Origin of the sequence: Pseudomonas trivialis, assembly GCF_036864995.1 — a bacterium.
GTDB lineage: Bacteria > Pseudomonadota > Gammaproteobacteria > Pseudomonadales > Pseudomonadaceae > Aquipseudomonas > Aquipseudomonas trivialis.
The window spans coordinates 1,081,358-1,104,151 of sequence record NZ_CP142151.1 but is presented as its reverse complement, the minus strand read 5'-3'; the positions used below and the strand labels follow the sequence as shown (position 1 = coordinate 1,104,151).

Sequence of the window (22,794 nt, the reverse complement as noted above, 5' to 3'; positions counted from 1 at the left end):
CGGCTCAGAGGGTCACAAACGCCGCAACGGGGCTGGCCAGCAACCCGGCACCCGCCAGGCTCAAGGCCAGCCTTGGCCGATAGGGCAACAGCAGCACCAGCAGCAGTGCGCTGAGCATCAGCACCGCGCACCACTCCACCAGGCCCTGGCTCCAACCGGCAATGGCGACGGCCGGCCAGATCGAGCCGAGCAACAGCAGCCAGCCGCTCGCGCGCAAACCGAGACGGCGCCGTGGCGTTGGCTTGCTGTGCAGCAGCTCGCCGTGGTGCCGGTCGGTGGACAGGCACAGCGCAGTGAACCCGGCGTAGCACAACAGCAGCGCGAGCAGCATGTCAGTGAGCCTCCTGCTTGAGGTTCAGCCGAGGGACGCGTTCGGCCTTGGGCTGAGGCACCGTGCGGTGCCGCATCTTCCACGCGGCCCAGGCCAGGAAGGCTCCGCTGCCCAGGCATGTCAGGTCGAAGCCGGCCATGGCCCAGTCGCCCCTGGCCAGTGACACGCCCAAGTGCTGATCGGTGGTGATGACGTTCAACAGCGGCACGGCCGCAAACAACAGCGCCGCGCAGCTCAGTTGCTCGACCCAGCGCTGGCGGCCGCGGCGCAGCGCGGCATGCAACAGGCTCAGGCCCCAGGTAATAAAGAACGCCTGCACCTCCCAATCGGAACGCTCGGCAAAGCTCGCCGGTAGCAGGCGGTTGGCCCAGAAGAACGCGCCGATGGCGATCAGCAGCCCGGACATGCTGGCGATGTTCAGCGTCTCCACCAGTCGCAATTCGAACGGCATGACACCGTTCCTGGCGTGCTTGAGCTGGCGCTTGCCCAGCCACATCACCAGCCCGGTGCCGATCATCGCCGTGCCGGCCAGGCCACAGATGAAGTACAGCCAGCGCAGCATCGGGCCAGCGAAATGGCCGATGTGCAGGCCATAGAACGTGCCGCTGACCAGCGTCGGCAACGACTGCCCGCCGCCCACCCGCAGCAACTCACCCGTGGCGCCGTTAAACGACACCACGCTGCCAAAGTCCTGCGCAACGCGGTCGGAGCCTGAGCGGAATATGTTCACCGACGCATTCACATCGCCCGGGTTGTTCACCGCCAGCCGGCCAACCTGCCCGCCCGCCCACTGCGCGCGTGCCTGCGTGTACATCGGCACCAGCGACTGCAACGGTGCCGGCTGCCCGAGGGCCGGCGCGTTGTCGGTGGCGGGGAACAGCTCGCTGAAGAACGCGCGGCTGTCGTCGCCGTAGGACGCCATGATAGGCGCCGGCATGACCATGCTCATGAAAATCACCAGGCTGCTGTAGGTGATCATCAAGTGGAACGGCAGCACCAGCACCCCCACCGCATTGTGCCCGTCAAGCCACGAACGCTGGCCCTTGCGCGGGCGGAAGGTGAAGAAGTCCTTGAAGATTTTCTTGTGGGTGACGATGCCGGTGATCAGCGCCACGAACATCACCATGGCCGCAAGCGTCGACAGCCAGCGGCCCCATGGATACGGCATTTGCAGCTGGAAATGGAAACGGTAGAAGAACTCGCCGCCTTTGCTGTCTCGGGCTTGCACAGCCTGACCGCTGACCGGATCAACGACCTTCTGGACGAAATTGCCGCGCTTGCCGGGGTCGAGCTTGTCTTGCCACATCACCGACAGGCCGGGATCGCGGCTGTTGGGCAAGGTGATAAACCAGCGCGCGGCGTCGGGCGCGTGCTGCTGCAGGTAGGCCTGGGCGACGGTGAGGCTGCGCGCATCGTCCAGCGGATGCGCCTGCACCTCGGGCTGCATCCAGTGGGTGATCTCGTCCTTGAAATAGGCCATGGTGCCTGTCAGAAAAATCGCAAACAGCAGCCAGCCAAAGATCAGTCCGGCCCAGGTATGCAACCAGGCCATGGCCTGACGAAAGCCCTCTTTCATGTGCGCACCATCCACAACCCCACGCCCGCCAGGGTGGCAAACGCCGCCGTCGGCAGCATCACGCCAAACCAGGCCCGCCAGGCGCTGCGGCAGGCGAAGCACCAGAGCACCGCGAGCAGGTAGAACACGAATGAGCTCATCATGCCGGTCACCACCGCATCGGCGCGTGACGTGGGCAGCCACAGCGCCAGGCAAACGGCGGCCAGAGACGCCATCAGGTAGCCGCCGACCACGGCCGCCAGCACGCGCGAGGTGACGGCGAGGCGGTAGGAGACGGGCAGTGTGGTTTTGCTTTTCATTGCGGCGGCGCCAGATTATTCAGCTGGCGATATTAATGATAAATATTCTCATAAGCAAAACCGAACGGATGAATCACCTGCGCTGGCGCATTGCCGAACCCACTCGCGCGCCCTACAATGCGAACAATTCTTGTTCTCTAAAGCTTGCTCATGCTTGCGGAGTGTTTGCGTTGAGCCCGTCCACCACCGTCGAAGTTTTGTATCAGGACCATCACCACTGGCTCAACGGCTGGTTGCGACGCAAGCTTGGCTGCCCGGAAAGTGCTGCAGACCTGGCGCAGGACACCTTCATGCGCGTGCTCACCGCGCCGCCAACACCCACACTGATCGAGCCCCGCGCGTTCCTCACCACCGTCGCCAAGCGGGTGTTGTTCAACTTCTACCGCCGCCAGGACCTGGAGCGCGCTTATCTTGACGCCCTCGCGCAGATGCCGGAACAGGTCGCGCCGTCGGAAGAAGAACGCGCGATCATTCTGCAAACCCTGCTGGAGCTTGACCAGTTGCTGGACGGCCTGCCAACGCTCGTCAAACGTGCGTTCCTGCTGGCCCAGCTCGATGGCCTGACCTACGCGCAGATCGGCGCCGAACTGGGCATCTCCCTCGCCACCGTCAAACGCCACCTGAACAAAGCGGCCATGCGCTGCTACTTTGCCCTATGAATTTCTCGACCCAGGTGGCCGAACAAGCCGTGCACTGGCTGATGGAAATGCAGCAAGGCGCGCTCAACCCGCGCCAGCAGGCAGCCTGGAAACAGTGGCTGAATGCCCACAGCGAACATCAGCGCGCCTGGGATCACATCCAGCGCGTCAACCAGCGTCTGCGCGGCATGCCTTCGCCTCTCGCCCACGCAGCACTGAACGCGCCCAAGCCCAGCAGCCGGCGTCAGGCGCTTAAACTGCTGTTGATCCTCGGCGCCGGCTCGGCGGCGGCCTGGGGCCTGCGCCAGCAACATATGCTGCCGCCGCTGAGCGCCGACTACCGCAGCCCGGTGGGTCAGCGCCGCACGGTACAACTGGCGGACGGCAGTCAGCTCAAACTCAACACCGGCAGTGCGGTGGATGTACATTTCGATGGTCAACAGCGGCTGATCCGCCTGCTCGAAGGGGAAATCCTGCTGACCGCCCGCACCGGCGACACACCGCTGCGCGTACTGACCGGCCAGGGCCTGCTCAGCAGCCAGGCAGCGCGGCTGAACGTGCGTCAGTTCAATGACCATACGCAACTGGCGGTCTTCGACGGCCATGTCGAGGTGATGCCCAACCGCTACAGCGGCCTGCCGTTGACAGTGGACGCCGCGCGTCAGGTCAATTTCACCCGCAAGGGTTGGGACACGCCACGGTCCACCGACGCCAACAGCGGCGCCTGGGCCGACGGCATGCTGATGGCCGCGCACATGCGCCTGGAGGATTTCCTCGGTGAACTGGGCCGCTATCGGCGCGGCCAGCTCAATTGCGATCCGCAGGTGGCCAACTTGCTGATCTCCGGCAGTTATCCGCTGGACGACAGCGAGCGCATTCTCGACCTGCTGGAAGTCAGCCTGCCGGTAAAAGTGCGGCGGTTTACCCGCTATTGGGTCACCGTGCAGGCGCGTGCCTGAAAATATTTTCCTACCGAGTGAGCCGTTTTCCATACCTCGCGTGACAGAGAAGGAAAGCCCCCTTGATCCGTCTTCTCAGGACCGCGTCCCATGCCCCAGCAACCCTCCCTGCTCGCCCGCACCCTGCGCCACTTGTTACTGGGCGCCAGCCTCAGTTTCATCCTGTTGCCGCCCGTCATGGCGGCCGATGCCAAGCCTTATCACATCGCCCCCAGCTCGCTGGAAACAGCCCTGAACCAGTTTGGCCGCGAAGCCGGTGTGCTGATTTCCTTCGGTTCCGAAGTGACGGCCGGCATGCAGACCCGTGGATTGTCGGGCAATTACAGCGCCGCCGAAGGCCTGCACAAACTGCTGGAAGGCACCGGCCTGCAAGCCCGCGCTGAAGGCAACAACGCCTTCAGTCTGCAACCGGCAGACGCGCCGGCCACGCTGGAGCTGGCCACCTCCAGCGTGGTCGGCGACTGGCTCGGCGATGCTGCGCAGACCAACGTCTTCGAACACCCCGGCGCCCGCGATGTGATCCGCCGCGAGGAATTCGAACGCCAGGGCGCCACCCAGGCCAAGGACGTGCTCAACCGTATCCCCGGCGTCAATGCCCCGGACAACAACGGCACCGGCAGTCATGACATGGCGCTGAACTTCGGCATTCGCGGCCTCAATCCACGCCTGGCATCGCGCTCCACCGTGCTGATGGACGGCATTCCGGTGCCGTTCGCGCCCTATGGCCAGCCGCAGCTGTCGTTCGCGCCGATCAGCATGGGCAACATGGACGCCGTCGACGTGGTGCGTGGCGGTGGTGCAGTGCGTTACGGCCCTCAGAACGTGGGCGGCGTGGTCAACTTCGTGACCCGCGCGATCCCGGATGCGCCCACCGTCAAGGGCGGCCTGCAGACCGAAACCAGCCCGTCTTCCAGCCACGACGGCTTCAAGACCACCGGCAACCTGCTTGCTGGCGGCACCGCCGACAATGGCCTGGGCGGCGCCCTGTTGTATTCGGGCACCCGTGGCGGCGACTGGCGCGAAAACAGCGACACGCGTATCGACGACCTGATCCTCAAGGGCAAATACCAACTGGACGACGCCAACAGCTTCAACGCCATGGCGCAGTACTACGAAGGCCAGGCCGACATGCCCGGCGGTTTGAACGTGGCCGACTACAAGGCCGATCCGTACCAGTCCACCCGCGCCTACGACAAATTCTGGGGCCGTCGCACGATGTTCAACGTCGGCTACCGCTACGAGCAGGACCGCCGCGAATTCACCATCAACAGCTTCTTCACCAAGACCCTGCGCAGCGGTTACCTGGACCAGGGCAGCTTCCTTTCCCTGTCGCCGCGCGAATACTGGGTACGCGGCATTGAGACCCGCTTCGCCCAGGGCTTCGACCTCGGTCCCACCAGCCATGAAATGGGCATCGGCTACCGCTACATCAACGAAGCCGGTCACGAGCTGCGCTACCGCACGCCGATCTCGGCCAACAACCAGCAGATGCCCACCACCAACAGTCGCAACGACCGCGACACCCGTGGCGGCACCGAAGCCAATGCGTTCTTTATCGATGACCGGATCGATATCGGCAAATGGACCATCACCCCGGGCATTCGCTACGAGATGATCGAGTCGCAGCAGACCAACAACCTCAGCAACGTCAAGTACAAGGGCGACTACAACACCGCGCTGCCGGCGCTGAACGTGCTCTATCACGTCACCGACGAGTGGAACCTGTACGCCAACACCGAAGGTTCGTTCGGCAGCGTGCAATACAGCCAGATGCCCAACCGCGTGAGCAGCGGCGAAGTCAAACCGGAGAAGGCCCGCACCTGGGAACTGGGTACGCGCTATGACAACGGCAACCTGCGCGCGGAAATCGGCGCGTTCCTGATCAACTTCGACAACCAGTACGAAAGCAACCAGACCAACGATTCGGTGATCGCTCGCGGCGAGACGCGTCATCAGGGCGTCGAGTCGAGCGTCAACTACGCCCTCGACGGCTTGAGCCCGGCGCTGGTCGGCTTTGATGTGTACGCCAGCTACGCCTATGTCGACGCCACCATCCGCGAAGACGGTCCGAACAAGGGCAACCGCGTGCCCTTCTCGTCCAAACACAAAGGCACCCTGGGCGTGGGCTACACCGAAGGCCACTGGAAGCTCAACCTGGACAGCAGCTATCAGAGCAGCCAGTTCGCCGACAACGCCAACACCCGCGCCGAAAGCGCCGACGGTGCCAACGGGCGCATTCCCGGCTACATGTTGTTCAGCAGCCGCGCGGCCTACGATTTCGGCCCGCAACTGTCGGATTTGAACGTGGCAGTGGGCGTGAAAAACATCTTCAACAAGCAGTACTACACACGCTCGTTTGACGATAACAACAAGGGCAAATACGTCGGTGAGCCGCGCACGGTGTACGTGCAAACCTCCATCGCATTCTGATCGACGCTTGAACGAAAACGGGCCTGCATCTGCAGGCCCGTTTTATCAGGGGGGTGAAAAACCGTCAGCTGTTGATCGCGGCGTTTTCGTTTTCCAGGAATTCCTGTTCCAGCGCGTCTTCATTCACTTTATTGATCGGCTGGTTTTTCGCGGCAGCGCGGGGCTTGCCTTGCAGTTTGCCGAACAAGTGCTCCAGCGCGTGATCGAGCTTGGTGGCTGCACCGTCGATTGCCTGTTCCAGGGTATCGGCCTTGTGCAGGACCGACAGCGGCTGATGGCCCTTTGGCCGTGCTTCCAGGCGGCAACTTAAATCGTGAGGACCGGGCTTGTCGCCGTTCTCATCGCGCAGGTAAACCTCAACGCGGGTCAGGTCTTCTTCATAACGTTCGAGCGTGCTTTCAATGGTAGTACGTACCCACTCCTCCAGTCGGATGCTGCTTTCAATATGGTTATCGCTATTGACTTGGATTTGCATAGTTCTTCCCTTATTTCAGCTAGCTCGCCAGAGATCACAAACTGCAACACCGGGGTGGTGAAACCATGACCTCCTGCTTACACAATTGAGCACCCGCTGAAACAATTCAACCCCTTTGCAAAGATAAATCCTACATTACAAATTAACCCTGACGACAAGCAGAAACGCTGTTAGGGTGGGGAGTTGGTTACATCTTCTTACGACCACATTTCCTCATGATTGCCCCTCCCCCAACGGGTGCAATACGCGAAAATTTCCCGCTTCCTCCACCAGCCAATCATGCACCGCCCGCACACCCGGATGATTCAGCGCACCCGGCGCGTACAGCAGCACATAGCGTTTATGGTTGGGTACGGCCAGGCCGAATGGCACGATCAAGGTGCCGCGTTCCAGCTCATCGTTGAGCAAGGTGCGCCGCGCGATGGCCACGCCCATGCCGGCGATGGCGGCCTCGATGGTCAAATGGTTGCGGTTGAACGTGTGCCCACGGCGCACATCGGCGTGGTGATAGCCGATTTCATTCAGGTAGAACTCCCACTCCGCGTACTCATAACTCCCACGCCAGGCGGTAATGTCGTGCAGCAATGGAAAGTGCACCAGGTCCGCCGGCCCGTGCAGCGGCGGGCGGCCACGCAGCAGGCTGGGCGCGCACACCGGAAAAATCTGCTCATCCAGCAGGGCTGTGGATAACAGGCCGGGGTAGCTGCCGTCATTCAGGTCAATGGCCAGATCGAAATCCCCTTCATGCAGGGCGACGCTGCTGTCTTCGGCAACCAGACGCAGTTGGATGTCGGGAAAACGCTGCTGCAGCCGTGGCAGGCGCGGCGTCAGCCATTTGCCGAGAAACGACGGGATCGAGCGCAGCCGCAGGGTGCCACTGATCATGCCCGCATCCAGCCGCTGCAGTTCGGCGTCGATGCTGCCGTACGCCTCCCCCACCGTGGTCGCCAACCGCTGCCCTTCGGCGCTGAGCTCCACGCCCCGAGCCCGTCGATGAAACAGCCGAAAGCCCAGGCGCTCCTCCAACTGGCGGATTTGCTGGCTCACCGCGCCCGGCGTGATGTGCAATTCCTCTGCGCAACGGGTAAATGACAAGTGCCTCGCGGCGCAGGAAAACACATGCAGCCACATATAGGTCTGGCCATGGAGGGGACGTGGCATAGGGTTTAGTCCTGCTAAAGGGTTTCTTAGGATAATTCGTTGGTCAGCACCAATCCACACGCTCAGTATCACGCCAATTGCGCTCGTCCCACAAAAGATGGCAGCGATTTCTGTTCCATTGCTTGTAAGGGTTTAGCATGGCTATCAGTGTTTTTGATCTATTCAAGGTGGGCATCGGCCCTTCCAGCTCCCATACCGTCGGCCCGATGCGGGCGGCGGCGACCTTTGCCCAGGCGCTGATCGACCAACAGGTGCTGGCCGCAACACGCCGCGTCGAAGTGCGCTTGTACGGTTCGCTGTCCGCCACCGGCGTGGGTCATGCCACCGACCGCGCCTGCGTCATGGGACTGATGGGCGAATGGCCGGATCAGGTCGATCCCACCTCGATCAACCCGCGTATCCAGCAATTGCGCGAGTCCGGCCGGCTGTTGCTGGCAGGCCAACAGGCAATCGCCTTCGACTGGCACACCGATCTCCTGCTGCTGGACGAAAGCCTGCCCTACCACCCCAACGCCATGTCCCTGCACGCCTACGGTGACAACGGGCTATTGAGCGAACAAACCTACTACTCGGTCGGCGGCGGCTTCATCATTGACGCGGCTGAAGCGGACTCGGGCATTGCGCCGGCCAGCGATGTTGAATTGCCCTACGACTTTTCCAGCGCCGTTGAACTGCTGGCTTTGTGCAACAAACACGGCCTGCGGGTTTCCGAATTGATGATGGCCAACGAGCGCGCCTGGCGCAGTGACGAACAGATCCGCAGCGGCCTGCTGCATATCTGGTCGGTGATGCGCGAGTGCGTGGAGCAAGGCCTGCGCGATGAGGGCATTCTGCCCGGCGGCCTGGATGTGCCGCGCCGTGCGGCAAAACTGCATCGCAGCCTGCTGGAGATCGGCAAGCCCAACGTCATCACCTCGACGTTATCAGCCATGGAATGGGTCAACCTGTTCGCCCTGGCCGTTAACGAAGAAAACGCCGCCGGCGGGCGCATGGTCACCGCGCCCACCAATGGCGCGGCGGGCATTATCCCCGCAGTGCTGCATTACTACATGAAGTTCAATCCCGACGCGTCTGACGATGATGTGGTGAATTTCTTCCTGGCCGCCGCTGCCGTCGGCATCCTGTGCAAGAAAAACGCCTCGATCTCCGGCGCTGAAGTCGGCTGCCAGGGTGAAGTGGGCTCGGCCTGCGCCATGGCCGCCGCAGGCCTGGCCGACATCCTCGGCGCCACGCCCGAACAACTGGAAAACGCCGCCGAAATCGGCCTGGAACATAACCTCGGCCTCACCTGCGACCCGGTCGGCGGCCTGGTGCAAGTGCCGTGCATCGAGCGCAATGCCATCGCGGCGGTCAAGGCCATCAACGCCACACAAATGGCCCTGCGCGGTGACGGCAAGCATTTCATCTCGCTGGACCGGGTGATCCGCACCATGCGCGACACCGGTGCCGACATGCACGACAAATACAAGGAAACCTCGCGCGGCGGCCTGGCGGTCAACTGGGTGGAGTGCTGAGTGCGCTGCAAGCGACCGTTTTATCGGCGCTGCCCTGAAACAGGTCACCCTTTCCACCACACCACCGACACTCTTGTGGGAGGGGCTTGCTCCCGATAGCGGTACATCAACCAAGTATCCATTGGCTGACACACCCTATCGGGAGCAAGCCCCCTCCCACAGTTGCATCTCCTTGTAACAGAGACTGTTGTACGGCACGCCCTTTGCTGTACAGCTATTGAGGAAAACGGACCTTGTGAACCCTCAGCGACGGAGTGACCGGTGGTCAGGCAATGCGAACCAATCCCGACACCGGTCGTCAATGACTGCATGTTCTTATCAGGCGGTAACGCACCATGGACAATCCTTTTCAGATCATCACCGACACCTTCAGCGCTCAATACCGCGTCAACCTGAGCATCCAGCGGCTGGACGGCAGCATCATGCTCACCCTCTCCAATGAGGATGGCGTGGTGGCCAAACGCATGATCAGCGCCGAACAGCGCAACGACCCGAAAAGACTCAAACGCCTGGTGCAGAGCATCCAGTTCGGCATCGCCATCGAGCAGGGCCACAGCGCCATGGATATCCTGGCAGTGATGACCGATGGCGACAGCCACAAAATGCTGCAGCCACCGCCCCCTCGTAACCAGCCCTTCAGCGCCGGGTTCTAGAGCTCGCCCTTCTCGGTCTCCAGGCTCGCCTCGCCTTTGCGACGCGGGCCTTCGATCTTCATGGACGGGAAGGCCGACGAGGCGTAGCGCACCACCAGAATCGCGAACGCCAGCAACAGAATGCCGCCACACAGGTAGATGATGCCCAGGTCCGGCGGGTTGTGGTGCGACACGTTGGAGATCAGCAGGCGCGTCAGCGCGGTGATCGCCACGTAGATCAGGAAGCGTACCGGCATGTGATTGGTCTTGAAATAAATCCCGACCATCGCGCCCAGTTCCAGATAGATGAACAACAGCAGGATGTCATCAATCTTGATGTGCCCGTTCTCCAGCATCCCCAGAAATTCCATCACCGCTGCCCATGCGGTCACCGCACCAATGGCGAACAACGCCAGATAGTGGAAGGTTTCGACAAACAGATTGCCCAGCGACTCGGCCAGCCCGTGTACCTGCCGGCGCAGCCTTTCGGCCCAGTTGATTTTCACGATGGTGCTTCCTTAGGTCGACTCGACCGGATAATGCGGGATGGACGTGACGGTTGTTCTGCATGCAGAAAAAAGGCCAGTGCTGATGAGAGGGTGGCGGCGTGATATGAGGCACAGATTGATCACTCGATGCTATTTCCTGACTACTATAAAAATCCTGCTATCCAAACCGCTGCGTTTGGCTTATGCTTTTCGCTGTATATAAATACAGTAGTCGCAAAAGACATCTATCGTGAAGGCATGTGAGGTGGTGAATGGCCGTCGAAGTGGTATACCGCAGCAGCCGAGATCTGGAGCGTTTGTTCATGGATAAAGCCGAAGCTGACCGTCATGACAAAATGCTTGAACTCGCTGAGTTGCTGGCAGAAGTGTTGCAAAAAGCCGTGCCGTCCCTGAGCGAGCAGCAGGTGGAGGAAGCCGGGATCTACATGGCGAAGAATCGCGATGTGTTTGCCAAGGCGTTCAAGAGCCAGCCGGACGCGTTGTCCGAGTTGCTTAACGCAGCGGCGGAATAAGCCAGAATTGAACAGGCCCTGAATCCTTGATTCAGGGCCTTTTTAATGCCCCGTCAGCGGTAGAGCAGGCGCTCGGCCAGTTCGTCGGCCACGCGTGCGGGTGAGCGTTTTTCGGCCTGGGCATGGGCGAAAATTTCGGTCAGGCGCGTGCCGATGTTGGAAAGGTGCGCGGTGATGGTCGGCAATTGCGCGCCGCTGTGCTTGAGGGCCACGTAGATCAGTCCGCCGGAGTTGATCACGTAGTCCGGGGCGTAGAGAATGCCACGCCCTTCCAGTTGGTCGGCGATCTGCAGGTTGGTCAGTTGTGCACTGGCAGAACCGGCCACGGCGGCGCAGCGCAGCTGGGCAACGCTCTGGCGGTTGAGCACGGCACCGACGCCGCAGGGCGCGAGGATATCGCAGGGCGTGCTGAGCAAGGCGTCGTTGGCGATAGGGTGCGCGCCGAGCTGTTCCATGGCCAGTTGCACCTTGCCGTGGTCGATGTCGCTGACCAGCAGTTCTGCACCGGCGGCGTGCAGTTGTTCGGCCAGCGCGTAGCCCACATTGCCCAGGCCCTGGATCGCCACGCGCAAGCCCTCGAGGTTGTCGCTGCCCAGGCGCGCCATGGCGGTGGTTCGAATGCCGGCGAAGACGCCCATGGCCGCATGGGGCGAAGGATCCCCGGCAGCGCTGGTGCTGGTAACAAAACGGGTGTGCTGGGCGATGCAATCCATATCGGCCACCGAGGTCCCGCTGTCGGTGGCCGTGATGTAGCGACCGCCCAGTTGCTCGATGCAGCGGCCAAAGGCTTCAAACAGCGCCGCACGGTCTTCCACATGGGCAGGCCGCAGGATCACCGCCGTTGCGCCGCCCACCGGCAGACCGGCCAGGGCTGCCTTGTAACTCATGCCCTGGGCCAGGCGCGCAGCATCCGCCACGGCGCTTTCGTCATCGGGATAGGCAAGGTAGCGACAACCGCCCAAGGCAGGACCGAGGCGGCTGTTGTGAATAGCGATGATCGCCTTCAGCCCGGTCACCGGGTCGATGCTCAGGTGCAGCGATTCAAGGCGGGTGTCATGCATGAGAGCAAACATCGTCAAGCTCCCGGATCACGTCTGGTCGTGGGCCAAGTATAGGCTCGCGGTAAAAATCCGCTGAAGCGTGCTGGAATAAGCAGGCGGGTTTTGTAGGCGTTCCGACATAAGCAGGTAGGATATTTCTCAAGGCACTGGACGTACATTCGCAGCAAGGCTAAAACGGGGCATCTGCCGGAGAATGCAATGACTCCCCGCCAAGCCTTTTTCGCCTGCCTGCAACGCTCGCCGCCTGCGCTGTTTGAAGCCGCGCTGTGGATTGCCGCCGAGCACGACCCCGCCGTGCAACCGGCGGCGATCCTGCGTGACGTTGCCTTGCTGCAACAACAGGTCAGCCTGGCCATGCCGATATTGCCGATGGATGAACTCGGCCAGCCGCTGCTGCGACGCATGAATGACCTGGGCTTTGCCCAGGACGACTTCACCCCGCTGCGCCCCGCCGCTGCCCTGCTGGACAAGGTGCTGCAACGCAAGCGCGGCCAGCCCCTGGCAATGGGCCTGATCGCACTGGAACTGGCGCGGCGCCTGGAGATTCCCATGCAAGGCGTGAACTTCCCCGGCCACTTCCTGCTGCGCGTGCCCGGTGCCGATCATCTGCTCGACCCCTGCGGCGGTCGACGCCTCTACCCCAACGACTGCCGCGAGCTGCTGCAACGCCAATACGGCCCCAACCTCACGCTGAAATCCGAGCACCTGCTCACCGCCGAGCCGCGTTCGATCCTGCAACGGCTGTCACGTAACCTGCGGCAGTTGCACCTGTCCAATGATGATTACCTGGCCGCGCTGGTCGACGCCGAGCGCGTGCTGGAACTGGGCAACGCCAGCGCCGCCGACTATCTGGCGCGGGCCAGCCTGTACCAGCGCCTGGACTGCCCCAGCGCCGAGCGGTTTGACCTGGAACATGCGCTGCTGCTCAGCGAAGACCCCATCCAGCGCCTGCGCCTGGCCGAACGACTGGGTCACCTGCCACCCAACTCGGTCGTGCACTGAACACGTGCATTCCTGTGGCATAGAGCCTGTTGTGGCGAACCGGCTTGTCGTGAGCGGGCTTGCTGTGGCGAGCGGGCTTGCCCCGCGTTGGGGGGCGAAGCCGCCCCAAAACCAGGCGCTGAGCAGTATCAGGTACACCGCGTGTTTATTGATTGGGGGCGCTTCGCCCCCCAACGCGGGGCAAGCCCGCTCGCCACAAAAAAGCCCTATCGCCACAAAAAGCCCGCTCGCCACAACGAGTCCGCTCGTCACAGAGCCTCCCGCATTTGAAACTAAGGCGCGTCCGCTTGACTGCCGGGATGTGCCCGGATAAACGCCGGATGCTGCGCCGCCAACGCCGCGACCCGCTGAATCCGCGGATACACCGCCAACGACACTTTGAAGCGCTGCGCGGCATACACCTGCGGAATCAAAAACACATCCGCCAGCCCCGGCTGCTCGCCCAGGCAATACCCCTCATCGCCAATCAACTGTTCCACTGCCGCCAAGCCCTGGCTGATCCAGTGACCGATCCACTCCAGCAACTGCGCCTCATCGTGCCCCCACTGGCGCAGCAGGTTCTGGGTACTGGAGTTGTGCAACGGGTGAATATCACAGCCAATAATCGACGCCACCGCACGTTCGTGGGCACGGGTCGCCAGATCTCTGGACAGCAGCGGCACCTGTGGATAACGCTCCTCCAGGTACTCAATGATCGCCGGTGACTGAATCAACAGTTCGCCGTCATCCGTGCGCAACGTCGGAACGCGCCCTTGAGGGTTGATCGCAAGGTACTCGGGCTGATGATTCGCGCCGCCCGGCGGCACCAGCAGGTTGACCGGCACCGCGCTGAAGGCCAGGCCTTTCAGCGCCAACGCAATACGCACCCGGTACGACGAGGTGGAACGGTAATAGGTATAGAGTTGCATCGCCCTGCCCTCTCAGCGCGCCGCGATGACAGTACCCCGGCAGTCACCGAATCCGATGGACGCAAACCCGTCACGGCGGCAGCGTGCGCGCAGGATGATTTCATCGCCGTCCTCAAGGAATTTGCGCACCTCGCCGTTGGGCAATTCGACCACCCGTTTACCGCCTTCGGTCATCTCCAGCAGGCTGCCGAACTGTCCTGCTTCGGGCCCGGACAGGGTGCCCGAACCGAACAGGTCACCAGCCTGCAACTGGCAACCGTTGACGCTGTGATGCGCCACCAACTGCGCGACGGTCCAGTACATATGCAGGCTGTTACTCAGGGCCAGACGGTGCGCCGGCAGATTCTGCTCGCGCATGGCCTGCGTGAGCAGCAGCACCTCGAGCTCGATATCCAGGGCGCCGGCAGCTTGATCGCGGGTGTCCAGCAGGTAGGACAGCGGTTGCGGATCACCTTCGGGTCGTGCCGGCTGCGCCTTGCGAAACGGTTCCAGCGCTTCCACCGTCACCACCCAGGGCGACAGGGTGGTGATGAAGCTCTTCGACAAGAACGGCCCCAGCGGCTGGTATTCCCAGGCCTGGATATCGCGCGCCGACCAGTCGTTGAGCAAACAGAAACCGGCGATATGCTCGGCCGCATCGCCAATGGCAATCGCGTCGCCCATGGCATTGCCCTGGCCAATCCAGATGCCCAGCTCCAGCTCGTAATCGAGTCGCGCACAGGGGCCGAAAACCGGTTCGGTGTGGCCAGCCGGCAGGGTCTGGCCCTTGGGGCGACGCACCTCGGTGCCCGACGGGCGAATGGTCGACGCACGGCCGTGATAGCCGATAGGCACGTACTTGTAATTGGGCAGCAGCGGGCTGTCGGGGCGGAACAGTTTGCCGACGTTCTGCGCGTGCTCGATGCCGACATAGAAGTCGGTGTAGTCGTTGATTCTGGCCGGCACGTGCATCTGGCAGTCGGCGGCGCGATGCAGCACCTGGGCCTCACGCGCCTGCAGTGAGCTGCCTTCGGCCAGCAGCTCCAGCAGGCGTTCACGCAGCGCCACGCGCGGGCCACGGCCGAGTTCGAAGAAGGCATTCAACTGGCCGCCAGCGGTGGCCTCGACGGCGCGGCGTGCCTGGCCCTCGAACGCATCCAGGGCGGCGTGCAGGTCGAGAATGCAGTCACCAATCGCCACGCCACTGCGAGGGGCAGAACCGTTGACGCTGAACATGCCCAGGGGCAGGTTCTGCAACGGGAAATCAGGGTGACCGTTGGCGGAGGCGACCCAGCTGCGGGTGAAGGTTGGCTGCGTCATGGTTATCTCCGATTCGGGTTGAAGGTGGCGGGCAGCGAGGCCCAGCACGCGTCATAGGAAGGTTGCAATTGCGCGCATTCAAGGGCGAACCGAGTGGGCCGCAGCACCTGGCTGGTCTCGAACATGAACGCCATGGTGTTATCGATCTTGTGCGGCGCAAGGTCAGCGTTGATCGCTTTGGTGCAAGTCTCGCCATCCGGGCCATGGGCGCTCATGCAGCTGTGCAGGGACGCGCCGCCGGGCAGGAAGCCTTCGGCCTTGGCGTCGTACGCGCCCTGGATCAGGCCCATGTATTCGTTCATCAGGTTGCGGTGGAACCACGGCGGGCGGAAGGTGTTTTCGGCCACCATCCAGCGCGGCGGGAAGATCACGAAGTCGAGGTTGGCCAGGCCGTGGTTGCTGGTGGGCGAGGTCAGGACGGTAAAGATCGACGGGTCGGGATGATCGAAACTCACGGTGCCCAGGGTATTGAAACGGCGCAGGTCATATTTGTACGGCACGTTGTTGCCGTGCCAGGCCACCACGTTCAGCGGCGAATGGTCGAGCTCGCAGGCCCAGAGTTCACCGAGGAACTTCTGCACCAGCGTCGTAGGTTTTTTCAGGTCTTCGTAGTGCGCCACCGGGCTGAGAAAGTCGCGCGGGTTGGCCAGACCATTGCTACCGATCGGCCCAAGATCAGGCAAGCGCAGCGGCGCGCCGTGGTTTTCGGCAACGTAGCCGCGAGCCTGTGCGTCGAGTAGTTCGATGCGGAACTTGAGGCCGCGCGGCAGCACGACAATTTCTAGCGGCTCCACGTCCAGCACGCCGAGTTCGGTGGCGATGCGCAATCGGCCCTGCTCGGGAACGATCAGCAGTTCGCCGTCGGCGTTGAAGAACACACGCTCCATCGAACGGTTGGCACGGTAGGTATGAATGCTGATGCCTGACGGTTTTTCCGACGCCGCGTTGGCAACCATCCCCACCAGGCCGTCGATAAAGTCCGTCGGCTCATCCGGAATCTCCAGGGGGTTCCAACGCAGCCGGTTAGGCGTCACCGCGCCCAGCGGCCCGCCGGCCAACTGCCGGTCCAGCTTGACGAACGCCGGGTGATTGGCCGACGGCTGAATGCGGTACAGCCAAGTGCGCCGGGCTTCACTGCGCGCCACGGTAAAGGCGGTGCCGGAGAACAGTTCGGTGTACAGCCCGTAGGGCGCTTTTTGCGGGGAGTTCTGGCCGACGGGCAAGGCGCCGGGCAAGGCTTCGCTGGCAAATTGATTGCCGAAGCCCGACAGATAGTCCAGGTGCATGGATCGTCCTCTGCAAGGAAGTTGTTTTTATCGTAATCCAGTTACGCACAACGTAATTTGATCGCTGTCGAGCGTCAAGCTATAAAGACGCCCACTCATCTCTCGGATTCTCGCCCTTCCATGGAAAAGCCCCGCGACACAGGCAAACAGAAAGTCCGCTCGGCCGAAGTGGGCACCGATATCCTCAAGGCCCTCGCCGAGCTGTCACCGGCCACTTCGCTGTCGCGTCTGGCCGAGCATGTGCAGATGCCGGCCAGCAAGGTGCACCGCTATCTCCAGGCGTTGATCGCCTCGGGGTTTGCCGAACAGAACGCTGCCACCAACCATTACGGCCTGGGCCGCGAAGCCCTGCGCGTGGGGCTCGCCGCACTGGGCAGCATGGACGTGCTCAAGGTGGGCGCCCTGCCCCTGGCCGAACTGCGCGATGACTTGAATGAAACCTGCTTCCTGGCGGTGTGGGGCAACCAGGGCGCGACCGTGGTGCAGATCGAACCGGCGGTGCGCGCGGTCACGGTGGTGACGCAGTTGGGTTCGGTGCTGCCGCTGCTCGGCTCGTCCACCGGACTGGTGTTCAGCGCCTACCTGCCCGCGCGGGAAACCGTGGACTTGCGTGAGCGCGAAATCCAGGCCGGCATCGCCCACGTACTGGCGGACGATCAGGCCTACGCCAGCACCTGCGCGCAGATCCGCAGCCGCGGCCTGCATTTTGTACATGGTTTGCTGATGCCCGGCGTGGATGCGCTGTCGGCGCCGGTGTTCAACGCGGTCGGGCAGGTGGCGGCGGTGATGACCGTGGTCGGCCCCACTTCGGTGTTCCACGCCGATGAAGACGGCCCGGCGGCGCAGCGCCTGCTGGCAGCGACCCGGGCCGTGAGTTGGCGGATGGGCTACCAGCAGCCGTGAATCAGTCGTGCCACTGGCTCAGCGCGACGGCCAGGCAATTTTCCAGGGCGCGAATCGGCGCCGCATCGCTGACATAGTTATTGCTGATCATCGAGAACACCAGACGCCGCCCGCCGGCGTCGGTGATGTAGCCACTCAGTGACGACACCCCGGCCATCGAGCCGGTCTTGGCGTGCAGGTTGTTCGCGGCGGCGGTGCCCCGCAGGCGATAACGCAGGCTGCCGCCGGTGAGGCGGTCGGCATTGCCGGCAATCGGCAAGGCGTTGTACCAGGCGTCGAACCAGGGCTGTTTTGCCGTCGCCAGCAGCACGTCCGTGAGGTTCTGCGAAGACACCAGATTACGCCGCGACAGCCCCGAACCATCGACCTGACTCAACGTTGCCGGGTCCATGCCCTGGCGCTTCATGAACGCAGCCACCGCCGCCACACCGGCCTGCGCGGTGCCCGCATTGGCGGTCTTGCGCCCCATGGCCTTGAGCAGCGCTTCGGACATGTTGTTGTTCGAGAGCTTGAGCAGCGGCGTGATCAGTTGCCGCAACGGTGCCGATTGGTGCTCGGCCAACAGCAACGCGCTAGCCGGGCTGGCGCCACCGATCACCCGCCGGCCCATCACCTGAATGCCCTGCTGCGCCAGGGCCTGCTCAAACAGATTGGCCACCAGTTGCGTCGGCTCCCACACACTGACCCACTGCCGGCTCTGCTTGCCCGGCGCCAGCGCGCCGCTCAGTTGCAGCAGGTTGGTGCCGTGCTGGCGGGTGATGCCGTAAGTGTTGCCCGGCCCGCTGACGGCGCGATTGCTCAGTTGCACGTAATCGGTGGCGGGGCTGATCTCCACGCTCACCGGCTGCCCGACCGTCACGGGTGCCTTGGCGGTGACCAGCAAGGTGCCCGCATCAAAATCAGCATTCGGCGACACGGTCAGCGCCGAAATCTGCGCGCCGTAGTAGGTGGACTCATCGTCCTGGGCCCAGTCGACGCCCAGGCGCTCGGCGTCGAACCAGGTGTCGTCGACCACCAGATCACCCTGCACCTGGCGCACACCGAGGCTCGCCAATTGCGCGGCCAAGGCCTGGTAATCAGCGAACTGCATAGTGGGATCGCCCAGGCCACGCAGGTACAGGTTGCCCGTCAGGCGATCACCCTGCTGCGCGCCGTTGCTCAACAATTGCGTGGCGAAGCGGTACTGCGGCCCCAACACATCCATCGCCGCCGCCGTGGTGAGCAGCTTGAGATTGGACGCGGGAATCAGCCGTGTACGCGGGTTGTGCTGGTACAGCGTGCTGCCGCTGCGGGCGTCGCGCACCATCAGCGACACGGTGGCGCCATTGAGCGCAGGATCCGCCAGCAAGTGGTCCAGCGTTGCCATGGACGTCTGCGAGACGCTCGCGCAGCCGCCCAGTAAAAGGCTCAGGCCCGCCAGCAGCGTGAGGGGATGTAACCATCGTCCAAAATGCATCGCCAGGGTGTATCCGCAAAAAAGTTGCGGCAACGCTACCAGTTCGCCTCCCCTGTGGCGAGCGGGCTTGCCCCGCGTTGGGCTGCGCAGCGGCCCCAATAAAGTCAACGCGCTTTTCCAGATACACCACAGCGCCAGGTCCAGGGCCGCTGCGCAGCCCAACGCGGGGCAAGCCCGCTCGCCACAACAGCTACCCCATCAGCCCTTTTCGCAGCAAACCCGCCCAGCGCTAGAACTCCAGCGTACTGGACACCGACACCTGCCGTGCATCGCCCATCGACACAAACAGACGGCTCGCCGCCGAGGTGTAGTAGGTGCGATCGAACAGGTTCTTCACGTTGAACTGGAACTTGACCTTCTGCCCCTCGATCCGAGTGTCGTAGGTGGCAAACGCGTCGGCCACGGTGTAGCCCGGCAGGTTGAAGCTGTTGCTCGCGTCGCCTTCGCGCTGGCCCACGTAGCGTGCGCCGGCGCCCACGCGCAGGTCATCACCGCCCACCAGGCTGCCGAAGTCGTACACCGCCGACAGTGAGCCGGTGTGCTTGGCCACGTTCTGCAGGCGCTTGCCCTCCAGGGCCGGGTCTTTGGTGACTTCGGCGTCGGTGTAGGCATAGCTGCCGATCAGGCTCCAGTTGTCGCTGAGCTGGCCAGTGGCATCCAGCTCCAGGCCGCGCGAGCGCACTTGGCCGGCGACGCTGTAGACCGTGTCCAGCCCGGTGCCCACCGACACCAGCACATTGCGCTTGTTGATATCGAACAACGCGGCGCTGGCGGTGATGCGCCCCGGTATATCCAGCTTGGCGCCCAGCTCCCAGGCTTTGGATTCCTCCGGCGTGAGGCTGCCGCTCAGGGTGCTGCCATCCGCCAGCGCCGCGATGGTGGAGTTGGGTTTGAACGACTCGGTGTAGCTGCCGTAGAACGACAGTTCATCGGTGTAGCGATACACCAGACCGGCACGCGGCACCCACTTCTGGCCGTTGCCGTCGGTATTGGCCTTGAACGGCACGCCTTTGCCGGCGTACTGGTCGTACATCTGGTAACGCGCGCCGCCCACCAGAATCCACTGGTCGGTCAGGTGGATCGCGTCCTGGAAGAATAGCGAGTCGCTGCGCAGCAGGTCGGTCTGGGCGCTGTCCGGGGCACTGACGGTAGAGCCCGCCACTTCGCTGCCGTACACCGGGTTCAGGTAGCCGAAGACACCGCGCGGTTTCTGCCGAATCAAATCGGCGCGGTAGACCTTGCGGTACTCGTCATCCAGGCCGAACACCAGGTCATGTTGCAGCCCGCCGGCCTGCACCTTGCCTTCCAGGCTGGCCGTGGTGAAACGGTCGGTGGTGATCGCGCCCTGGGTGCCGTCCATGCTGCGGGTCAGGGTGCCGTTGGCGTTCACCGCACTGACACGCACCTGGCTGGCGTCGTAGGTCTCGCGGTTCCAGCTGTAGCCGAAGTGGGCCTTCCAGTCGTCGTTAAGATCGTGGTCGACTTCCAGACGGTACAGGTCGGAGCGCCCTTCCATGTTGTTGAAGGGCTCATCCAGGCGTCGGGTTGCGGGGATGTTCAACGGGTGGTTGGTCTTGGGGTCGATGGCGGTGCCACGGTCGAAAGGCGAGAGAAATTCGCGGTGCTCGTAGGCAAACACCACCTTGGTAGTGTCGCCATACCAGGCCAGGGACGGTGCCACCAGTGTCTCGCGATGGGTGCCGAAATTGCGCCAGTAGTCTTCGTCTTCATGGTCGACGATCAAGCGGTAGGCCAGGCCTGAGTCACCGATAGGCCCGGTGGTGTCGAGGCTGCCGCCGCTGCCGTTCTTGCCGTCACCGAAGGTCGAGCCGCGCGCGGTCAGGGAGGTGGACTGCACCAGTGCGGGCTTCTTGCTGACGATATTGACCACACCGCCCGGGTCCTGGATGCCGTACAGCAATGACGATGGGCCCTTGAGCACTTCGACGCGATCGGCGGTGGCGTTCAGCGCACGCCCCTGCACCACAGGCATGCCGTCCTGCATGATCGAGCCGTTGCGGTTGTCACCAAAGCCGCGCAGCATCACGGCGTCCTGGGTGCTGCCGAGGGTGTTGGCCTGGGTGATGCCGCTGATGTTGGCCAGGGCGTCGTCGAGGTTGCGCGGGGTCTGGTCGCGCAACACCTGGGCGGGCACCACGTTGACGGTCTGCGGGGTTTCCAGCAGCAAGCCCTGGGAGCGCATCACCGAACTGGTGGGCGGCGGCTGGTAGCTGGTGCTGTCCTGGGCCAGGCCGGCGCCACTGATGGTGGTTGCGCCGAGGTTGACCGCGCCGCTGGTGGGCACCGGTTCCAGAGCCAGGGTATGCGCATCGATCTGGCGGAAGGTAAAGCCTGAGTTGCCCAGCAGGCGTTGCAGCGCCTCGGTGGCGCTCATCTGCCCGCTGACCGCAGGCGCCTTGAGGCCATAGGGCGCTTCGTCGGTGTAGATCACGCTGAGCCCGGTAACCCGGCTGAAATCGCTCAGCGCCTGGGGCAGCGGTTTGGCTGCCAGGGCAAAGTTGAACCGCGCGCTTTGCTGCTCCTGCGCCTGCGCCACCGCCAAGGGCAGCAACGCGAGCCCCGAGACCGCCAATACCGAGGCTCCCAGCCACTGTTTAACCCAACTGCCCGCCGTCGACTTCATGCTCAAAGGAACCCGTATAGAAAAGCTGGTAATGCGAATAGCTCGCAGTTTCAAGCACTACACGGATGGGCCGCAGGTTTACCTCACATTTGTTTGCAAATATTTTCAGTTATTGCGCCTGAAGGCGAAAACCCCAGCGCGGGAAGTGCACGTGCACGGTGCCGGCGCGTTCGTCCGTGCGGCGCAGGATCAGTTCTTCGCGCCCGGCAAACAACAACTCGCCCGCTACCGGGTCGACGCCGTAGTCAATCGCGCTGACGGTAACGGTCTGCCCGGCGTGGAAGCCATTCAAGTCCTCGAACACCTCGTCGGGCAGCGCGGCCGGCGTGGCATTGCGCGAAACCTCCAGCGCCTGCTCGGCAGTCATCTGCGTGGCAGTGCCGTGACCAAACTCGAGCACCCGGGCCAGCCACGCGGTCACCGCCGGATACGCATCAACCAGCGGCGCAGTCACCGGCGTGGCCTTGAGAAACCACAGACAATGGGCCAGAGCAAAGTCGGCAATCGAGGGTTGGCCGAACAGGAAGTCCCCGGCGCCCGCGCGCAATTGCTGCTCCAGGCGCGCCATGATCGCTGGCCATTGATGCTTGGCCAGCTCGGCCGGCAGCCGGCTCGCTGTGCCGCCGCTGAACAGCGCAGCGCGGTCGGCGAGAAATGCCTTGACCGCCTCCGGCGGCAATTTGCCGAAGCGCACCGCCACCGATTCGGGCTGGAACACCAGGCTTACGGCGTGAGCGAATACCACACTGTCGGCCCAGGTGGCGAAGGTTTGCGTGGTCATTTCCTGGCCGTGGGGGAACAGCGCCGGGGTCGCTTTTTCCTGTTCCAGACGGCGAGCGATCAGGGCCGTATCGCAATAGATATCAGCACCCACCTGCAGCACCGGCGTCTTGCGATAACCACCGGTCAGGGCGGTCAGATCGGGCTTGGGCATCACCGGCGAAATCTGCACGGAATGCCAGGACAACCCTTTGAAACCCAGCAGCAGCCGCGCTTTTTCGGCGAAGGGGGATGTCGGGTAGTGGTGCAGGATGAGCTCAGACATGCGGGAGTCCACTTAACAGATGAACCCGCAGCTTAACGCGCGAGACGCATGGCGGGAGTGATGACGCCTTATCAGCCGGATCAATGGGCATCAGGGCAAGGGCACACCCTGTCTGCGCATATACTGCGCAAACAGGGGAACGGTAAAGTCCAGA

At 63.0% G+C, this 22,794-nt stretch carries 21 protein-coding genes; 8 read left to right on the top strand and 13 right to left on the bottom strand.

What is annotated here, in order from left to right:
* Positions 1–4 precede the first annotated feature (4 nt).
* From VRB54_RS04815 to VRB54_RS04805, 3 genes are read right to left on the bottom strand one after another with little or no spacing between them, the layout of a single operon-like run.
* Positions 5–331 carry a DUF3325 domain-containing protein gene (locus VRB54_RS04815; protein WP_338479726.1) on the bottom strand — a complete coding sequence of 109 codons (327 nt, stop codon included), beginning with the start codon at positions 329–331 and terminating at the stop codon, positions 5–7.
* Between the two features lies 1 nt (position 332).
* Positions 333–1,907 (bottom strand): PepSY-associated TM helix domain-containing protein, encoded by a 1,575-nt coding sequence (locus tag VRB54_RS04810; RefSeq protein WP_338479725.1) that lies wholly within the window; start codon positions 1,905–1,907, stop codon positions 333–335.
* A complete protein-coding gene (locus VRB54_RS04805) occupies positions 1,904–2,206 on the bottom strand; it encodes a DUF3649 domain-containing protein (protein WP_209989015.1) in 303 nt (100 codons plus the stop codon). The genes VRB54_RS04810 and VRB54_RS04805 overlap by 4 nt, the downstream gene beginning before the upstream one ends.
* 170 nt (positions 2,207–2,376) lie before the next feature.
* Between VRB54_RS04805 and VRB54_RS04800 the strand changes: the two genes are divergently transcribed.
* The 3 genes from VRB54_RS04800 (at position 2,377) to fecA (ending at position 6,233) form a co-directional block, all read left to right on the top strand.
* Positions 2,377–2,865, top strand: coding sequence for a sigma-70 family RNA polymerase sigma factor (locus VRB54_RS04800; RefSeq protein WP_338479724.1), 489 nt, complete (start codon positions 2,377–2,379; stop codon positions 2,863–2,865).
* Entirely contained in the window at positions 2,862–3,803 is a 942-nt protein-coding gene (locus VRB54_RS04795; protein ID WP_338479723.1) for a FecR domain-containing protein, read from the top strand. Before VRB54_RS04800 ends, VRB54_RS04795 begins: the two co-directional genes overlap by 4 nt.
* 90 nt (positions 3,804–3,893) lie before the next feature.
* The gene (gene fecA / locus VRB54_RS04790) at positions 3,894–6,233 is read left to right on the top strand and encodes a TonB-dependent Fe(3+) dicitrate receptor FecA (protein WP_338479722.1); all 2,340 of its coding nucleotides are present in this window, start codon (positions 3,894–3,896) and stop codon (positions 6,231–6,233) included.
* A 64-nt stretch (positions 6,234–6,297) separates the two neighbouring features.
* Here fecA and VRB54_RS04785 read toward each other — a convergent pair whose 3' ends face one another.
* Positions 6,298–6,708 carry an HPF/RaiA family ribosome-associated protein gene (locus tag VRB54_RS04785; protein WP_057006756.1) on the bottom strand — a complete coding sequence of 137 codons (411 nt, stop codon included), beginning with the start codon at positions 6,706–6,708 and terminating at the stop codon, positions 6,298–6,300.
* A 213-nt stretch (positions 6,709–6,921) separates the two neighbouring features.
* The gene (locus tag VRB54_RS04780) at positions 6,922–7,869 is read right to left on the bottom strand and encodes a LysR substrate-binding domain-containing protein (protein ID WP_338479721.1); all 948 of its coding nucleotides are present in this window, start codon (positions 7,867–7,869) and stop codon (positions 6,922–6,924) included.
* 137 nt (positions 7,870–8,006) lie between these two features.
* On the opposite strand from VRB54_RS04780, the gene VRB54_RS04775 reads away from it, so the two are divergent.
* Positions 8,007–9,383 (top strand): L-serine ammonia-lyase, encoded by a 1,377-nt coding sequence (locus VRB54_RS04775; protein WP_338479720.1) that lies wholly within the window; start codon positions 8,007–8,009, stop codon positions 9,381–9,383.
* A gap of 335 nt (positions 9,384–9,718) precedes the next feature.
* The gene (locus VRB54_RS04770; RefSeq protein ID WP_338479719.1) at positions 9,719–10,036 is read left to right on the top strand and encodes a DUF3509 domain-containing protein; all 318 of its coding nucleotides are present in this window, start codon (positions 9,719–9,721) and stop codon (positions 10,034–10,036) included.
* Here VRB54_RS04770 and VRB54_RS04765 read toward each other — a convergent pair.
* Positions 10,033–10,521, bottom strand: a complete 489-nt coding sequence (locus VRB54_RS04765; RefSeq protein WP_209988994.1) for a phosphate-starvation-inducible protein PsiE — start codon at positions 10,519–10,521, stop codon at positions 10,033–10,035. The two genes, VRB54_RS04770 and VRB54_RS04765, sit on opposite strands and share 4 nt — an antisense overlap.
* Positions 10,522–10,775: 254 nt before the next feature.
* On the opposite strand from VRB54_RS04765, the gene VRB54_RS04760 reads away from it, so the two are divergent.
* Positions 10,776–11,036: a YebG family protein gene (locus VRB54_RS04760; RefSeq protein WP_003171979.1), complete on the top strand. Its 261-nt coding sequence runs from the start codon at positions 10,776–10,778 to the stop codon at positions 11,034–11,036.
* Positions 11,037–11,089: 53 nt separating this feature from the next.
* Here VRB54_RS04760 and VRB54_RS04755 read toward each other — a convergent pair whose 3' ends face one another.
* The gene (locus VRB54_RS04755; RefSeq protein WP_057006761.1) at positions 11,090–12,109 is read right to left on the bottom strand and encodes a Leu/Phe/Val dehydrogenase; all 1,020 of its coding nucleotides are present in this window, start codon (positions 12,107–12,109) and stop codon (positions 11,090–11,092) included.
* A 186-nt stretch (positions 12,110–12,295) separates the two neighbouring features.
* On the opposite strand from VRB54_RS04755, the gene VRB54_RS04750 reads away from it, so the two are divergent.
* The gene (locus VRB54_RS04750) at positions 12,296–13,099 is read left to right on the top strand and encodes a SirB1 family protein (RefSeq protein ID WP_338479718.1); all 804 of its coding nucleotides are present in this window, start codon (positions 12,296–12,298) and stop codon (positions 13,097–13,099) included.
* Between the two features lie 272 nt (positions 13,100–13,371).
* Here VRB54_RS04750 and maiA read toward each other — a convergent pair whose 3' ends face one another.
* Genes maiA through hmgA form a run of 3 tightly spaced genes read right to left on the bottom strand, consistent with a single transcriptional unit; the run spans position 13,372 to position 16,592 of the window.
* Complete coding sequence (maiA, locus tag VRB54_RS04745; protein ID WP_338479717.1) at positions 13,372–14,007, bottom strand: maleylacetoacetate isomerase; 636 nt, start codon at positions 14,005–14,007, stop codon at positions 13,372–13,374.
* Positions 14,008–14,019: 12 nt separating this feature from the next.
* Positions 14,020–15,306 carry a fumarylacetoacetase gene (gene fahA, locus VRB54_RS04740; protein ID WP_338479716.1) on the bottom strand — a complete coding sequence of 429 codons (1,287 nt, stop codon included), beginning with the start codon at positions 15,304–15,306 and terminating at the stop codon, positions 14,020–14,022.
* A 2-nt stretch (positions 15,307–15,308) separates the two neighbouring features.
* Complete coding sequence (gene hmgA / locus VRB54_RS04735; RefSeq protein WP_338479715.1) at positions 15,309–16,592, bottom strand: homogentisate 1,2-dioxygenase; 1,284 nt, start codon at positions 16,590–16,592, stop codon at positions 15,309–15,311.
* Positions 16,593–16,712: 120 nt separating this feature from the next.
* Here hmgA and VRB54_RS04730 point away from each other — a divergent pair, with 120 nt between their 5' ends.
* Positions 16,713–17,495, top strand: coding sequence for an IclR family transcriptional regulator (locus tag VRB54_RS04730; protein ID WP_338479714.1), 783 nt, complete (start codon positions 16,713–16,715; stop codon positions 17,493–17,495).
* A 1-nt stretch (position 17,496) separates the two neighbouring features.
* Here VRB54_RS04730 and dacB read toward each other — a convergent pair whose 3' ends face one another.
* The 3 genes from dacB to VRB54_RS04715 form a co-directional block, all read right to left on the bottom strand.
* Positions 17,497–18,951, bottom strand: a complete 1,455-nt coding sequence (dacB, locus tag VRB54_RS04725) for a D-alanyl-D-alanine carboxypeptidase/D-alanyl-D-alanine endopeptidase (RefSeq protein WP_338479713.1) — start codon at positions 18,949–18,951, stop codon at positions 17,497–17,499.
* A 229-nt stretch (positions 18,952–19,180) separates the two neighbouring features.
* On the bottom strand, positions 19,181–21,595 hold the full coding sequence (locus VRB54_RS04720; protein WP_338479712.1) for a TonB-dependent receptor: 2,415 nt from the start codon (positions 21,593–21,595) through the stop codon (positions 19,181–19,183).
* Between the two features lie 109 nt (positions 21,596–21,704).
* Positions 21,705–22,640, bottom strand: coding sequence for a glutathione S-transferase family protein (locus VRB54_RS04715; RefSeq protein WP_338479711.1), 936 nt, complete (start codon positions 22,638–22,640; stop codon positions 21,705–21,707).
* Positions 22,641–22,794: the final 154 nt, after the last annotated feature.

Excerpts from the sequence above, each read along its gene's own strand:
- VRB54_RS04815 (WP_338479726.1), bottom strand. The coding sequence starts at position 331 with ATGCTGCTCGCGCTGCTGTTGTGCTACGCCGGGTTCACTGCGCTGTGC.
- VRB54_RS04810 (WP_338479725.1), bottom strand. The coding sequence starts at position 1,907 with ATGAAAGAGGGCTTTCGTCAGGCCATGGCCTGGTTGCATACCTGGGCC.
- VRB54_RS04805 (WP_209989015.1), bottom strand. The coding sequence starts at position 2,206 with ATGAAAAGCAAAACCACACTGCCCGTCTCCTACCGCCTCGCCGTCACC.
- VRB54_RS04795 (WP_338479723.1), top strand. The coding sequence starts at position 2,862 with ATGAATTTCTCGACCCAGGTGGCCGAACAAGCCGTGCACTGGCTGATG.
- fecA (WP_338479722.1), top strand. The coding sequence starts at position 3,894 with ATGCCCCAGCAACCCTCCCTGCTCGCCCGCACCCTGCGCCACTTGTTA.
- VRB54_RS04785 (WP_057006756.1), bottom strand. The coding sequence starts at position 6,708 with ATGCAAATCCAAGTCAATAGCGATAACCATATTGAAAGCAGCATCCGA.
- VRB54_RS04780 (WP_338479721.1), bottom strand. The coding sequence starts at position 7,869 with ATGCCACGTCCCCTCCATGGCCAGACCTATATGTGGCTGCATGTGTTT.
- VRB54_RS04775 (WP_338479720.1), top strand. The coding sequence starts at position 8,007 with ATGGCTATCAGTGTTTTTGATCTATTCAAGGTGGGCATCGGCCCTTCC.
- VRB54_RS04770 (WP_338479719.1), top strand. The coding sequence starts at position 9,719 with ATGGACAATCCTTTTCAGATCATCACCGACACCTTCAGCGCTCAATAC.
- VRB54_RS04760 (WP_003171979.1), top strand. The coding sequence starts at position 10,776 with ATGGCCGTCGAAGTGGTATACCGCAGCAGCCGAGATCTGGAGCGTTTG.
- VRB54_RS04755 (WP_057006761.1), bottom strand. The coding sequence starts at position 12,109 with ATGTTTGCTCTCATGCATGACACCCGCCTTGAATCGCTGCACCTGAGC.
- VRB54_RS04750 (WP_338479718.1), top strand. The coding sequence starts at position 12,296 with ATGACTCCCCGCCAAGCCTTTTTCGCCTGCCTGCAACGCTCGCCGCCT.
- maiA (WP_338479717.1), bottom strand. The coding sequence starts at position 14,007 with ATGCAACTCTATACCTATTACCGTTCCACCTCGTCGTACCGGGTGCGT.
- fahA (WP_338479716.1), bottom strand. The coding sequence starts at position 15,306 with ATGACGCAGCCAACCTTCACCCGCAGCTGGGTCGCCTCCGCCAACGGT.
- hmgA (WP_338479715.1), bottom strand. The coding sequence starts at position 16,592 with ATGCACCTGGACTATCTGTCGGGCTTCGGCAATCAATTTGCCAGCGAA.
- VRB54_RS04730 (WP_338479714.1), top strand. The coding sequence starts at position 16,713 with ATGGAAAAGCCCCGCGACACAGGCAAACAGAAAGTCCGCTCGGCCGAA.
- dacB (WP_338479713.1), bottom strand. The coding sequence starts at position 18,951 with ATGCATTTTGGACGATGGTTACATCCCCTCACGCTGCTGGCGGGCCTG.
- VRB54_RS04720 (WP_338479712.1), bottom strand. The coding sequence starts at position 21,595 with ATGAAGTCGACGGCGGGCAGTTGGGTTAAACAGTGGCTGGGAGCCTCG.
- VRB54_RS04715 (WP_338479711.1), bottom strand. The coding sequence starts at position 22,640 with ATGTCTGAGCTCATCCTGCACCACTACCCGACATCCCCCTTCGCCGAA.